At 72.9% G+C, this 13,270-nt stretch carries 13 protein-coding genes; 6 read left to right on the top strand and 7 right to left on the bottom strand.

Annotation, left to right across the window (positions count from 1 at the left end; all coding sequences use genetic code 11):
• Window positions 1–116 precede the first annotated feature (116 nt).
• Window positions 117–449: a YnfA family protein gene (locus tag ACLWS4_RS06195; protein WP_380663970.1), complete on the top strand. Its 333-nt coding sequence runs from the start codon at window positions 117–119 to the stop codon at window positions 447–449.
• 103 nt (window positions 450–552) lie between these two features.
• Here ACLWS4_RS06195 and ACLWS4_RS06190 read toward each other — a convergent pair whose 3' ends face one another.
• The 3 genes from ACLWS4_RS06190 to ACLWS4_RS06180 all read right to left on the bottom strand — a co-directional run bounded on the left by ACLWS4_RS06190 (window position 553) and on the right by ACLWS4_RS06180 (window position 3,281).
• The gene (locus tag ACLWS4_RS06190) at window positions 553–2,220 is read right to left on the bottom strand and encodes a purple acid phosphatase family protein (protein ID WP_079272061.1); all 1,668 of its coding nucleotides are present in this window, start codon (window positions 2,218–2,220) and stop codon (window positions 553–555) included.
• Window positions 2,221–2,422: 202 nt separating this feature from the next.
• Complete coding sequence (locus ACLWS4_RS06185) at window positions 2,423–2,677, bottom strand: hypothetical protein (protein ID WP_049652766.1); 255 nt, start codon at window positions 2,675–2,677, stop codon at window positions 2,423–2,425.
• A 187-nt stretch (window positions 2,678–2,864) separates the two neighbouring features.
• On the bottom strand, window positions 2,865–3,281 hold the full coding sequence (locus ACLWS4_RS06180) for a hypothetical protein (RefSeq protein ID WP_049652764.1): 417 nt from the start codon (window positions 3,279–3,281) through the stop codon (window positions 2,865–2,867).
• A 192-nt stretch (window positions 3,282–3,473) separates the two neighbouring features.
• Between ACLWS4_RS06180 and lepB the strand changes: the two genes are divergently transcribed.
• A complete protein-coding gene (gene lepB / locus ACLWS4_RS06175) occupies window positions 3,474–4,100 on the top strand; it encodes a signal peptidase I (protein ID WP_416873545.1) in 627 nt (208 codons plus the stop codon).
• A 104-nt stretch (window positions 4,101–4,204) separates the two neighbouring features.
• On the opposite strand, the gene ACLWS4_RS06170 is transcribed toward lepB, so the two are convergent.
• From ACLWS4_RS06170 to ACLWS4_RS06160, 3 genes are all read right to left on the bottom strand, one after another.
• Entirely contained in the window at window positions 4,205–4,495 is a 291-nt protein-coding gene (locus ACLWS4_RS06170) for a hypothetical protein (RefSeq protein ID WP_049652761.1), read from the bottom strand.
• Window positions 4,492–4,773, bottom strand: coding sequence for a hypothetical protein (locus tag ACLWS4_RS06165; RefSeq protein WP_074002209.1), 282 nt, complete (start codon window positions 4,771–4,773; stop codon window positions 4,492–4,494). Before ACLWS4_RS06165 ends, ACLWS4_RS06170 begins: the two co-directional genes overlap by 4 nt.
• Window positions 4,774–4,943: 170 nt before the next feature.
• A complete protein-coding gene (locus tag ACLWS4_RS06160; protein ID WP_416873544.1) occupies window positions 4,944–6,599 on the bottom strand; it encodes an FAD-binding dehydrogenase in 1,656 nt (551 codons plus the stop codon).
• A gap of 368 nt (window positions 6,600–6,967) precedes the next feature.
• Between ACLWS4_RS06160 and ACLWS4_RS06155 the strand changes: the two genes are divergently transcribed.
• Window positions 6,968–7,906 (top strand): SGNH/GDSL hydrolase family protein, encoded by a 939-nt coding sequence (locus tag ACLWS4_RS06155; protein ID WP_380743580.1) that lies wholly within the window; start codon window positions 6,968–6,970, stop codon window positions 7,904–7,906.
• Window positions 7,907–8,031: 125 nt separating this feature from the next.
• Here the strand turns inward: ACLWS4_RS06155 and ACLWS4_RS06150 are convergent, their stop codons facing one another.
• Window positions 8,032–9,192, bottom strand: coding sequence for a HoxN/HupN/NixA family nickel/cobalt transporter (locus tag ACLWS4_RS06150; RefSeq protein WP_416873543.1), 1,161 nt, complete (start codon window positions 9,190–9,192; stop codon window positions 8,032–8,034).
• A gap of 302 nt (window positions 9,193–9,494) precedes the next feature.
• Here ACLWS4_RS06150 and ACLWS4_RS06145 point away from each other — a divergent pair, with 302 nt between their 5' ends.
• From ACLWS4_RS06145 to ACLWS4_RS06135, 3 genes are all read left to right on the top strand, one after another.
• Window positions 9,495–10,454: a hydrolase gene (locus ACLWS4_RS06145; RefSeq protein WP_416873542.1), complete on the top strand. Its 960-nt coding sequence runs from the start codon at window positions 9,495–9,497 to the stop codon at window positions 10,452–10,454.
• Between the two features lie 194 nt (window positions 10,455–10,648).
• On the top strand, window positions 10,649–12,499 hold the full coding sequence (locus tag ACLWS4_RS06140; protein ID WP_416873541.1) for a CocE/NonD family hydrolase: 1,851 nt from the start codon (window positions 10,649–10,651) through the stop codon (window positions 12,497–12,499).
• Window positions 12,500–12,556: 57 nt separating this feature from the next.
• Complete coding sequence (locus tag ACLWS4_RS06135) at window positions 12,557–13,252, top strand: aspartate/glutamate racemase family protein (protein ID WP_074002203.1); 696 nt, start codon at window positions 12,557–12,559, stop codon at window positions 13,250–13,252.
• Window positions 13,253–13,270 lie beyond the last annotated feature (18 nt).

Raw genomic sequence — 13,270 nt, 5'->3', positions numbered from 1 at the left:
GCCAATGCTCCGCAGTGGCTCCCTCCTCCGCCTTGCGATGCACGCACCCCAACGCCGCCCCGCCCACCCTCCGGGCGGACGACGGGAGTTTGAAGACAGGCCCTAGGCTCTGGGTCGTGACCGTCCTGCGCTCCATCGCCCTGTTCGTCCTCGCCGCCCTCGCCGAGATCGGCGGCTGCTGGCTGGTCTGGCAGAGCGTGCGCGAGCAACGGCCGTGGTGGCTGGCCGGGGTGGGCGTGGTGGTGCTCGGCGCGTACGGCTTCGTCGCGGCCCTGCAGCCGGACAGCCACTTCGGCCGGGTGCTGGCCGCGTACGGCGGGGTGTTCGTGGCCGGCTCGCTGCTGTGGGGCATGGCCGTGGACGGCTTCCGGCCGACCCGCTACGACGTGCTGGGCGCGCTGATCTGCCTGGCCGGGGTCGCCGTCATCATGTACGGCCCCCGGCGCTGAACGCACCGGTGCCCCGGTGTCGGACCGATCTCCGACACCGGGGCACCGTCACGACCGCCGGGCCCCGTCACCCTCGCCGGGGCACCGTCGCGACCGGCGGGGACTACCAGCCCCAGCCGCCGCCCTGGCCGTCGTCGTCCCGGTCCGAGTCCCAGCCCTCGCCGACCGTGCGCAGGATCGTGTAGTTGTCGATCTGCGTGCCGTCCTCGGCCAGCGCGGTGACCTTCATGACCGACTTCTGGCCCAGGTGCTTCGGGGTGACGTCGACCTTGATGAAGGAGTAGCCGGTGTAGCGCACCCGCGACCACTGGATGGTCTCGGGGGTCTTCACCTTGCCCTTGCTCCAGTAGTAGGTCTTGACCTCGTCCTGGTGGTTCTCGTGCCCCTCGTAGGTGTCCGGCACGTCGAACTTGTACAGGCTGCGGCCGGCCGCGCCCGCGGTGACGTAGACCACGCCGTCCTTGGCCGGCTCGATGGTGGCGCCGCTCGGCACCTGCTTCGAGACCTTGTTGCCGAGGATCGCGTCGGTGCGCTCGTAGATGTGGTTGTGGCCGTTGATGACCAGGTCCACCCGGTACTTCTCGAACAGCGGCACCCAGGCCTCGCGGACACCGCCCTCGGAGGCGTGCGCGACGGTGGTGGAGAAGGCGCAGTGGTGGAAGAAGACCACGACGAAGTCGATGGTCTCGTCGTTGCGCAGGTCCTTGAGGGTGCGCTCCAGCCACTTGGTCTGCTTGTTCGCCGAGATGCCCAGGTTGGCCGGGATCTCGTAGGAGACGTCGTTGGCGTCCAGCGAGATGACGCCGACGTTCTTGTAGCGGAAGGTGTAGACGCCGGGCACCTGGCGCGGGTCCGGGCCGTTGTTCGGCAGGAAGAAGCGGGCGTTCTCGCCGCCGTAGCCGTTCGGCGAGTACCAGGCCTCGATGTCGTGGTTGCCGTACGCGACCATCCACGGGATCTCGGCGGCGACCGTCTCGGTCTGCACCAGGAAGTCGTCCCAGGTCTTCGCGTTGAAGACGGACTTGTCCGGGTCGGTGCCGGAACCGGCCGGGTCGGCGTAGCAGATGTCGCCGGCGTGCAGGTGGAAGGCCGGGTTCTGCGCCTTGATGATGTGGTCGTTGCCGGCCGCGTGCGCGCTGACGCCTTGGTCGCCGAAGGCGGTGAAGGTGAACGGCTCGTACACCTTGCCCCAGCGGTGGTCGCGGGACGGCGCGGTGCGGAAGGTGTGCAGGGTGGAGATCTGCTGCTGCGCGGCCGGGTCGAAGCCCTCGTGGCCGACACCGTAGTAGTAGGTGGTGTCGGGGCGCAGGTCCTCCAGCGCCACGTGCAGGTAGTACTGGTCCACCGGCTGGCTGTTCGGGGTCAGCGCCGGGGTGTGCAGGGCGCGGACCTCGGCCTGGACCTTGTGGCTCAGCTCCCACGGGGTCTTGCCGAAGCGCAGGAACGGCTTCTTGACCGGGGCCGGGACCTGCCAGGAGATACGGAACTGGGTGTCCGGCTCCGGGCCGAACTGGAGGTGACGGCCGATCGGCGCGACCAGCGAGCCGTCGATGCCGCTGGTCGTGCCACCGGTCAGCAGCTGCGGGCCGGCCGGGGCGGCGAAGGCCGTGCCGCTGCCCAGCGCGCCACCGACGGCGACGGCGCCCACGGTCACGGCACCGGCGCGCAGCATCCGGCGGCGGGAGAAGCGGGCCCGCAGGTACTCGTGCTGCTCGGCCATGCTCATGCGGTCGGCAAGCTTGGCCGGCACGCCCATGTTGGGGATATCCATGCGCGGGACTCTTCCAGCGGCGCGTTGATCGCGCACGGACGCCGGGTGAACGGGTCGCAGCGTACCGCCCATTCGAACGCCAATGTTCGACCATGGTTTGGCAAAGGCCGTGTCCGCACCGTTCCGACGCCGCATCATGGCCCCCATCCGCCCCGTGGCCTGAGCGGGCGTCGGCGGAAGCGCGGGCAGCGTTCGGGCCTGGTCAGCCGGAGCGCTCGTCCCACTGGGTGGCGGTCCGGTTGCCGGTGCCGTCGCAGGTGCGGCAGATCTCGTCCCGGTAGGCGTGCTTGGCGCCGGTCGCGTCCACCCGGTAGCGCACGTACACCCCGGTGCCGTCGCAGAGGAAGCAGTTGCCGCCCCCGCCGCCCACCTCGGTGGTGCCGGTGCCCTGGCAGGTCCGGCAGCTGAGGCCGGCGGTCCGGCCGGTGCCCGCGCAGATGCGGCAGACCGTCGTCATCGGCTTCCTCCCTCGCGCGGAAACGGCTCGGCGCCGTCCGGAAGGGCCCGACACCACCGGTCATGGTAGTGGTGAAGGCACCCGGACCGACCCGGGTTCGGCCCGGGTAGACATGATCCGACGATCATCCTGTAGGACCAACGGCCGACCTCAGCCGGGGCCCGACCTCACTCCGGCAGGCCCGTCCTCACTCCGGCAGGCCCTCGCGGACCCGCCGGGACACCGAGATCAGCTGGAGGTCCAGCAGCCCCGGCGGATCGGCCAGGCCCGGGCCGCCCGCGCGCACCCAGGCGCCGATCTCGTCGATCATGTCGTCCATCAGCACGAAGCCCAGCCAGACCGGCCGGCCGCCCGCCGCCCGGCCCTCCGCCGAGGGGCCGACCACCACCACGTTCGACTGGGTGCACACGTCCAGGCACTTGACCGCCCGGACCCGGCCCGCCGAACCCACCGCCGTCCGCAGCCGCTCGTACTGGCCCGCGTGGTCCACCCCGGGGTGCTTGGCCTCGGTGCCGCAGCAGCAGCCCCGGCAGACCGTCACGGTCACGGGGGCACCGGCGCCCCGCTTGCGGTCCCGGGCACCGTCGCGCTCTCGGCGGCTCATCGGCTCTGCTCCCCCTCGTGGTCGGCGGCGCGCTCCGCACCGGCCCCCGCACTGTACCCGCAGGCCAGCGGGCATCCCAGACCCTTAGGATGCGCACGGCCCACGGGCCACCACACGACTCACGAACAACAAGGGGAGGACGGCCTGATGCCGAAGCGAAGGGGCCGCCGCGGTACATGGATATCGGTGGCCGTGGGAGTGGTCGGGGTCCTGTGCGCCGTGCTCGGGTTCGCCGTGGTCGGCTCCGGCTACGGCTACCACCGCATGACGGGCGACACGATGTCGCCGGAGCTGCGGTCGGGCACCGGGCTCTGGACCGAACGGGTCCAGCCCGCGGACGTGCGCCACGGCGAGGTCTACGCCGTCGACTCCCCCTGGACGCTGCAGGGCATCGTCATCCAGCGGGCCATGGCCCTGGGCGGCGACCGCATCGCCTGCGTGAACGGGCAGTTCAGCCTCAACGGGAAGCCGGTCGACGAGCCGCCGGCCCGGCAGGTCCACACCTGCTACCTCGACTTCGACGTCACCGTCCCGCCGGGCCGGGCCTTCCTCATGGGAGACATCCGCGGCGACGCCTTCGACTCCCGGATCAACCTGGCCGACCAGCAGGGCACCGTCGACCTCGCCAAGGTCGGCGAGCGGGTGGTGTGGCACAGCGGCGCCGACTCCGAGGCCCTGCCCGGCAAGCTCGCCGGCGCGCTCGTCGTGGCCGCGCTCGGGCTGCTGCTGGCCCTCGTAGGCCTGATCGCGGCGATCGTCTTCGCCGTCCGCGGCCGGGCCGCCCGGCCGCTGGGGTTGGAGCCGCCGGCCACCTTCTGACGCCGTCGCCACCCGTCGGCGCCCGGTCGACCAGCACTACGCAGCCAGGCCCTGACCGCCGGTTCCCGACCGGCCGGCCCTCGGTCTCGCCGACGGCGGGCCGGTCAGTCCGCTCGCAGGACACGGGAGACGTAGACCCGGGGCGGGTCCGCGTCCTCGTTCACCGCGTACTCCACCAGCCCGAGGTCCCGGCGCAGCGGGGCCGAGTGCATCCCGGGCCGACCGGGCACCGGCATGCTCAGGCGGGGGAACGGATCCTCCCGCAGGTCGACCAGGAAGGCCACGACCGCCGAGAACACGTCGGCCGGCGTGCCAGGGTCGCCGAGGAACTCCTCCACGGCCGGGGAGACGGTGATCGGGTCGTCGTCGTCCGGGAACTCGTCGTAGCCGCTCACCGGGCCCCGAGCCGGCGCAGGACCGCGGAAGCGGAGGCGCCGGGAGCGGTGCCGGCCTGGACGGCGGCGTGGATCCGGTCGCCCTCCGGGTCGCGGTACAGCTCCGCCCGCAGCCACCACCGCTTCAGTACGCCGCCGATCGTCTCGATGTCGGCTTCGCCCATCTCCCGGTAGAACTCCATGCGCTGCGCGGGCGGCAGGGCCGCGGCCACGCCGTCCTGGGTGCGGGGGACGGGCTGGCGGCTGTCGTGGTGACCGTGCAGGGGTGCTGCGCTCACCGTTCCTCCGAACGTCTCGTGCGGGCGGGACCGCTACCAGTGTCCTCCCCCAGGGGCCGGTCCGGTACCGCCTTCCGACCGCCGGGGCCCTCCCCTGTCCGGCCGAGGGACCTGCCGCAGGCCCGGTAGCAGGGGCCGGGGGGCGCCGCTACCCGACGGCCCCGGCGCCGCTACCCGACCGCCCGCGCCGCCGCCCGGCCCGCCGTGCGGCCCGAGAACAGGCAGCCGCCCAGGAAGGTGCCCTCCAGCGAGCGGTACCCGTGCACGCCCCCGCCGCCGAACCCGGCGGCCTCGCCGGCCGCGTACACCCCGGGCAGCACCTCGCCGTCGGGGCGCAGCACCCGGGAGGAGAGGTCGGTCTCCAGGCCGCCCAGCGACTTGCGGGTCAGGATGTTCAGCCGGACGGCGATCAGCGGGGCGGCGCCCGGGTCGAGGATGCGGTGCGGGGCGGCGGTGCGGATGAGCCGGTCGCCGAGGTGGCGGCGGGCGCCGTGGATGGCGGTGACCTGGAGGTCCTTGGCGAAGGGGTTGGCCAGCTGCCGGTCGCGGTCCTCGACGGTGCGGCGCAGTTCGTCCGGGTCGATCAGCGGCTCGGCGGTCCTGGCGTTCATGCCCCGGGCGAGGTCGGCGAGGTTCCCGGCGACCACGAAGTCCCGTCCGTGCCGCAGGTGTCCCTGGACCGGGCCGGGGGCGCCGGGCAGCGCGCGTCCGAGCACGCCGCGCACCGACTTCCCGGTCAGGTCGGGGTTCTGCTCGGAGCCGGAGAGGGTGAACTCCTTCTCGACGATGCGCTGGTTGAGCACGAACCAGGTGTACTCGTACCCGGTGGTCATGATGTGTTCGAGCGTTCCGAGGGTGTCGAAGCCGGGGAACAGCGGGACGGGCAGCCGCCGGCCGCGGGCGTCCAGCCAGAGCGAGGACGGGCCGGGCAGGATGCGGATGCCGTGCCGGGCCCAGATCGGGTCCCAGTTCTCGATGCCCTCGGTGTAGTGCCACATCCGGTCGCCGTTGATCAGGCTGCCGCCGGCCCGGCCGACGACGTCCAGCATCAGTCCGTCCACGTGCGCGGGCACCCCGGAGAGCAGCCTGGCGGGCGGGGTGCCGAGCCGGGCCGGCCAGGCCTTGCGGACCAGGTCGTGGTTGCCGCCGATGCCGCCGGAGGTGACGATCACGGCCTGGGCGCGCAGTTCGAAGCTTCCGGCCACCTCGCGCGAGCTGGCCTCGCCCCGGCCCGCCGGGCTGGGCACCAGCACCTCGCCGGTGACGGTGTCGACGGCGCCCGCGGTGGCGGACAGCCCGGTGACCCGGTGCCGGAAGCGCAGGTCCACCAGGCCGCGGGCGGCGGCCGCGCGGACCCGCCGGACGAAGGGCGCCAGCAGTCCCGGTCCGGTGCCCCAGGTGATGTGGAAGCGCGGCACCGAGTTGCCCGGCCCGTCGGCGAGTTGACCGCCGCGCTCGGCCCAGCCGACCACCGGGAAGAACCGCACGCCCATGCCGTGCAGCCAGGAGCGCTTCTCGCCCGCCGCGAAGTCCACGTACGCCTCGGCCCAGCGGCGCGGCCAGGCGTCCTCGGGGCGGTCGAAGCCGGCCGTGCCGAACCAGTCCTGCCGGGCGAGGGCGTGCGAGTCGCGGATCCGCATCCGGCGCTGCTCGGGCGAGTCGACCAGGAAGAGCCCGCCGAAGGACCAGTGCGCCTGGCCGCCGAGGGAGGCCGCGGGCTCCTGGTCGAGCAGGATCACCTTCCGTCCGGCGTCGGCGAGTTCGGCGGTGGCGGCGAGGCCCGCGAGGCCCGCCCCGATGACGATGACGTCGGCGTCCAGGGCCATGCGCAGTCCTCCGTGGCGGCTCGCGGTGGCGGCGCGCCCGGGACGCGCCGTCGCTGTGCGCCCGATACTGCGGCCTGCGGTGACGTCCGGTCAACCGGCGGGTAACAACCGCCGGCGTGAATTCCGCTCCACGCCGTTTCGGAATTGCCGTCGACGGCCGGGCGATACCCGCGTGATTGCCGAGCGATACCCGGTGGAGCGAAATGCGAAATGCCGTTCGACACCGTTCGACCACATCTGACGGAATGTCGGCGATTTCCGCGCGAACCATGGACGTCCGGGAAACACGGCAGTAACTTACCTGCGAGTAGCCGTAGTCCGGCTCCGCACGAACCCCCACCCGTCGTTTCTCTCCCCCAGGAGGAACCGTGCTCCGTCCTGCCCGGAAATCCCGGCACCTCCGGAATTCCACCGCCCTCGCCGCCGTCGCCCTCGGCGCCGCGCTCGCGCTCACCTCCACCACCGCCCAGGCCGCCACCCAGGCGCCCAGGCACTACGTGGCGCTCGGCGACTCCTACGCCGCCGGCGCCGGAGTGCCGGGCCAGTCGGCCGGCCTGTGCCTGCGCTCCGACCGCAACTACGGCCACCTGGTCGCCGGCGCCCTCAAGGCCGGCCGGTACACCGACGTCACCTGCGCCGCGGCCAAGATCAAGGCGATGACGCAGCCCCAGTACGACGCCTTCATCCGGGTCAACGACCCGCAGCTGGACGCGGTCACCGCCGACACCGACCTGGTCACCCTCGGGATCGGCGGCAACGACCTCGCCGCCAGCGACCTCGGCCTCGGCGAACTGGTCGCCACCTGCATCGCCGGCGCCGTCGTCAACCCGTTCGGCACGCCCTGCAAGGACGTCTACCACCACGGCCACTGGGACTGGAGCACCATGTCCTGGCAGTACGGCACCGACGACCTCGCCGAGCGGATCCGCACCACCATCACCCCGCAGCTGACCGACACCCTCAAGCGCATCCACACCAAGGCGCCCGGGGCCCGGGTGCTGCTGGTCGGCTACCCGTCCGTCCTGCCCGCCGACGGCTCGACCTGCGTGCTGCGCCAGCCCGTCACCCCGGGCGACGTCGAGTACATGCACGGGGTGCTCGACAAGCTGAACGCCGCCCTGAAGTCCACCGCGGCCGCGAACGGCGCGACCTACGTGGACACCGCGACGCCGACCCTCGGGCACGACGTCTGCTCGGACGACCGCTGGATCGAGGGCGCGCTGCCCGGCTCGCCCGCCGTGCCGTTCCACCCGAACGCGACCGGCGAGCAGGTGATGGCGCAGGCGGTGCTGGCCGCGCTGAAGTAGCGGCGGGGCGGTGCCGTCGCGGCGCCGGAGCGGTACCGGGGCGGCGCGGAAGCGGTGCCGTCGGAAAAGCCCGAGGGGCCGGTGACCAGACCCCGGTCACCGGCCCCTCGGTTCTCGTGCGCGCGCTACTCGGACTTCGCGGAGGCGGAGCCGGAGGCCGAGCCGGAGGCCGAGCCGGAGGCCGAGCCGGAGCCGGTGGCCGACGCGGCGGCCAGCCCGGCCGACCACTTCTCCTCGACGTTGCCGAGCTTCCAGTAGGCGATCGCCGCGGCCCAGGTGAGCACGAACAGTCCGACGATCGCGTAACCGACGAAGTTGAGGTCCAGCCCGCCGATCCAGGCGATCGGGCCGCTGGTGATGTCCAGCTTCTCGCCGAGCAGGCCGATCAGCTCGATCGAGCCGATCACCAGCGCGACGAGCACCGACAGCCCGGTGACGGTCAGGTTGTAGTAGATCTTGCGGACCGGCTTGGAGAAGGCCCACTCGTACGCGAAGTTCATGAACGAGCCGTCGATGGTGTCCAGCAGGCTCATCCCGGCCGCGAACAGGATCGGCAGGGTGAGCAGCGCGTACCAGGGCAGCGAGAAGGCCGCCGCGCCGCCCGCCAGCACCAGCAGGGACACCTCGGTGGCGGTGTCGAAGCCCAGGCCGAACAGCAGGCCCACCGGATACATGTGCCAGGGCTTGGTGACGGCCCTGGTGACCTTGCCGAGGATGCGGTTCATCAGCCCGCGCCGCTCCAGCTGGCGCTCCAGCTCCGCCTCGTCGTAGTCGCCCAGGCGCATCCGGCGGAAGACCTTGAGGATGCCGTTGAAGGCGCCCAGGTTGATCAGGCCGAGCAGCAGCAGGAAGGTGCCGGAGACGGTGACGCCGATCAGGCCGGTCATCTCGTGCAGCGTCGAGTCGTCGGACTCCACCTGGCCGGCCAGCGAGCGGATGCCGAAGGCCAGCAGCGCGCAGAGGCCGAAGACGATCGAGGAGTGCCCGAGCGAGAACCAGAAGCCGACCGACAGCGGCCGCTTGCCCTGGCCCATCAGCTTGCGGGTGGTGTTGTCGATGGCGGCGATGTGGTCGGCGTCGAAGGCGTGCCGCATGCCGAGGGTGTAGGCGGTCAGGCCCATGCCCGCGCCGAACACCTGGCCGCCGACGGTGTAGTGCTCGGGCTCGACCAGCGCGAGCAGGGTGAACCAGCCGACGACGTGCAGCGCGAGGATGAATCCGCCCATTCCGGCCAGGCGGATCCACTCCTCACGGGTGAGCCGGTCGCGCCAGCGGGGGGCGGTCATCGTCGTGTCCTTTCGGTCGGGCGGTCGAAGCTGGGCCATCTTTCCGCCTTGACGCGCGCAGTTGCAAGTCATGCGCAATTACGGATTCGTCTCCCCCCGCTTCCGCACCGTTTCCGCCCCGCTTTCACACCGCTTCCCCCCGGCTTCCCCCGACTTCCGACCGACCCCCGGAGATCGTCACCACCCGTACAAGGCTTCGTAACCTCCTGGGGCTTTCACCGTGCGCTCTACGCGCGGATACTCCCGTTCTACGCGCGAAAACCTGAGCGCCGACCCCTCAACTCCCCACGGAGGAACGGCTCATGACGATCCATATTCGAACCGCCGCGGCCCTGGCCGGTGCGGCGCTGCTCGCGGCCGGTCTCACCACCCCCGTCGCCACCGCCGCGCCGGGCCCCACCGCCCCCACCACCCGGGCCGCCGCGGCCGGCGCCACCCCGCACCGGGTGCTGTTCGACAACAGCAAGGCCGAGACCGCGGGCAACGCCGACTGGATCATCAGCACCAGCCAGCCCGACCCGCTGGCCCAGAACGCCAACCCCAGCACCGAGAAGAGCTGGACCGGCGCCCTCTCCGCCTGGGGCGTCGCCCTCCAGAAGACCGGCCAGTACAGCCTGAAGACCCTCCCGGCCGGCTCCACCATCAGCTACGGCACCGGCGCCGCGCTCGACCTCGCCAACTTCGACACCTTCGTGATCCCGGAGCCCAACATCCGGTTCAGCGCGAGCGAGAAGACCGCGATCATGAAGTTCGTCCAGAACGGCGGCGGGCTCTTCCTGGTCTCCGACCACGTCAACAGCGACCGCAACAACGACGGCTGGGACTCCCCTAAGATCATCAACGACCTGCTGACCAGCAACGGGGTGAACAACAACGACCCCTTCGGCTTCTCGGTCGACCTGCTCAACATCACCACCGACAACCCGCGCGCGGTCAACGACGCGACCGACCCGGTGCTGCACGGCCCCTTCGGCACCGTCACCGGCTCGATCCTGCGCAACGGCACCACCTTCACCCTCAAGCCCGCCGACAACCCGAACGTCAAGGGCCTGGTCTACCGGACCGGCTACAGCGGCAACACCGGCGCCTTCTTCGTCACCAGCACCTTCGGCTCCGGCCGGGTCGCGGTCTGGGGCGACAGCTCCCCGATCGACGACGGCAGCGGCCAGTCCGGCAACACCCTGTACAACGGCTGGGACGACCCGGCGGGCACCGACGCCGCCCTCGCCCTCAACGCCACCGCCTGGCTCAGCAAGGCCTGACCGGCCGCGCCCCGGGTCAGGGCGGCTCGGCCCCGGGGTGCCCCCGCCAGGGCTGCTCGCCAGGAAAAGGGCCGCTCCCTCCCCTACTGTCGGAGTACCGACGCCCGCGGCGCGCTCGTACGGAGCGGCACCCCGTCCGTACGCGCCGCGGGCCCGCCGGTGCTCCACCGGCCCGGGACCGACGGGAGCGGCCGATGCCGTCCTACCCCTTCCACACCACCCGCGAGGACCTGCGCGTCCCGCTGCCCGACGGCACGCGGCTGGCCGCCCGGCTGTGGCGCCCGGTCGGAGACGAGCCCGGCCCCGCCCTGCTGGAGTACTCCGGCGGCCGCCTCACCGACCGGACCGCCGCCGAGGACGCCCGCCGCCACCCCTGGTACGCGGGCCACGGCTACACCGCCGTCCGGGTCGACACCCGCGGGCACGGCAACTCCGAGGGCGTCCCCGGCGAACCCGGCGGCGAACAGGAGCTGGCCGACGGCGCCGCCGTGGTCCACTGGCTCGCCCGCCGCCCCTGGTGCAACGGCCGGCTCGGCCTGCTCGGCGTCGGCGCGGCCGGCACCACCGCGCTGCGGCTCGCCGCCCGGACCCCCGAGACCGTCGGCGCCGTGGTCACCGCCTGCCCCGAGGGCGGGCACCGGACCGGCGGCGCCGTGCTCGCCGCCGACCTGCAGACCCGGCTCACCGCCCTGGTCGCCGACGCCGCCCTGCCGCCCGACCCGCGGTACGTCGGCGACGCCTGGCGGGCCGCCTGGCTGGCCCGGCTGGAGTCCCTGAACCCGCCCGTCGACGACTGGCTCGCGGCCGGCGAGAGCACCGTCCCGGTGTCCGTGCCCACCCTCGCGGTGGCCGGCTGGGGCGACCCGTCCTGCTCCTTCGTGCTGCGGCTGCTCGCCGAGTCCCCCACCGCGCGCGCCCTGATCGGCCCCTGGCCGCACGGCCTGCCCGAGGCCGCCCTGCCCGACACCCTGCGCTGGTGGGACCACTGGCTGCGCGGCGTCGACACCGACGCCCTCCAGGAACCCGCCCTGCGCAGCTGGCTCACCACCCGCTGGACCGGCGACGAGGCCTGGCCCTCCCCCGACGTCCGCGCGATCCACTACGGCCTGGACGGGCCGCTGCGCACCGCCGGCACCGCCTCCGACGAGCGGTACGTCCGGGTCCGCTCCCCGCAGCACACCGGCCTCAACGCCGGCGCCTACGTCCCGCACGGCCGCCCCGCCGACCAGCCGCCCGACCAGCGGGAGGAGGACGGCCGCTCGGTCTGTTTCGACTCCCAGCCGCTGCCCGAACCGGTCGAACTGCTCGGCACCCCGACCGTACGGCTGCGGCTGCGCGAGGACGACGCGCCCGCCCAGGTGGCCGTCCGGCTGTGCGCGGTCGGCCCGGACGGCACCTCGGACCTGGTCACCCGGGGCGTCCTCGCCGCCGGGGGCCCGGACGCCGAGGTCGAACTCGCGGCCTGCGCCTCGACCATCCCGGCCGGGCACCGGCTGCGGCTCGCCCTCTCCTCCGTCTACTGGCCCTGGGTGTGGCCCCCGGCCGAGGACACCGGGTACGGCGTCGACCCGTCCCGCTCCACCCTCAGCCTGCCGGTGCGCCACCTCGCCGCCGACGTCGGCACCCGGCCCGTCACCTTCGAACCCCCGATACTGCCCGAACCGCTCGCCGTCCACCTCACCGAACCGCTCACCGCCCGGCCCGAGCACCTCACCGTGCACGACATCGGCCGCCACGAGTGGCGCGCCGAGTTCTCCCCCGCCACCGACGGCACCCGCACCCACCCCGACGGCCTGGTCCGCGACGAACACACCGTCACCGCCTACCGCGTGCTCACCGGCGCCCCTCTCAGCGCCCAGGCCCGCACCGACCACACCGTCCGCCTGGAGCGCCCCGACATCGGCTGGGACGTCACCGTCCAGACCCGCACCCAACTGCGCTGCGACGCCGGGCACTTCCTCAGCATCGTCCAACTGCGGGCACTGGAGGGCGGATCGGAGGTGTTCGCCCGGGAGTGGCAGCACCGGGTGCCCCGGGAGAGCTGATCAAAGATTTACTTATGCACTTGCCTCGCATTTCGATTCGGACTTATAAATGGCCCCATGAAGACCATCGGCCTGATCGGCGGCATGAGCTGGGAATCCACCGCCGAGTACTACCGCCTGCTGAACCGACTCACCCGCGAGCGCCTCGGCGGACTGCACTCCGCCCGACTCGTGCTCTACTCCGTCGACTTCGCGCAGATCGAGCGGCTGCAGACGGCCGGCCGGTGGGAGGAGGCCGGCGAAGTCCTCGCCGACGCGGCCCGGTCACTGGAGGCGGCCGGCGCCGACCTGCTGCTGATCTGCACCAACACCATGCACAAGGTCGCCGACCAGGTCGCGGCGGCGGTCTCCGTCCCCCTGCTGCACCTGGCCGACACCACGGCGGCGGCCGTCCGGGCGGCGGGCCTGCGGCGGGTCGGACTGCTCGGGACGGCCTTCACGATGGAACAGGACTTCTACCGCGGCCGGTTGGCGGCGGGCGGCCTGGACGTCCAGGTGCCGCAAGCCGACTCGCGCGCCCTGGTCCACCGGGTGATCTACGAGGAACTGTGCGTCGGACTGGTCCGCGAGGAGTCCCGGGCGGCCTACCGGCGGGTGATCGGGGAACTGGTGGCCGGGGGCGCGGAAGGCATCGTCCTCGGCTGCACCGAGATCGAACTGCTCGTCCGGCCGGAGGACAGCCCGGTGCCCGTCTTCCCCACCACCCGGCTGCACGCCGAAGCGGCGGTCGACGCCGCCCTGGCCGGCCCCTGAACCCCGACCGCCGCCCTG

Source organism: Kitasatospora sp. SC0581 (assembly GCF_048159585.1).
Classification (GTDB): Bacteria; Actinomycetota; Actinomycetes; order Streptomycetales; family Streptomycetaceae; genus Kitasatospora.
Note: the sequence above shows the minus strand (reverse complement) of the source record. Positions and strands in the feature narration are given on the sequence as shown.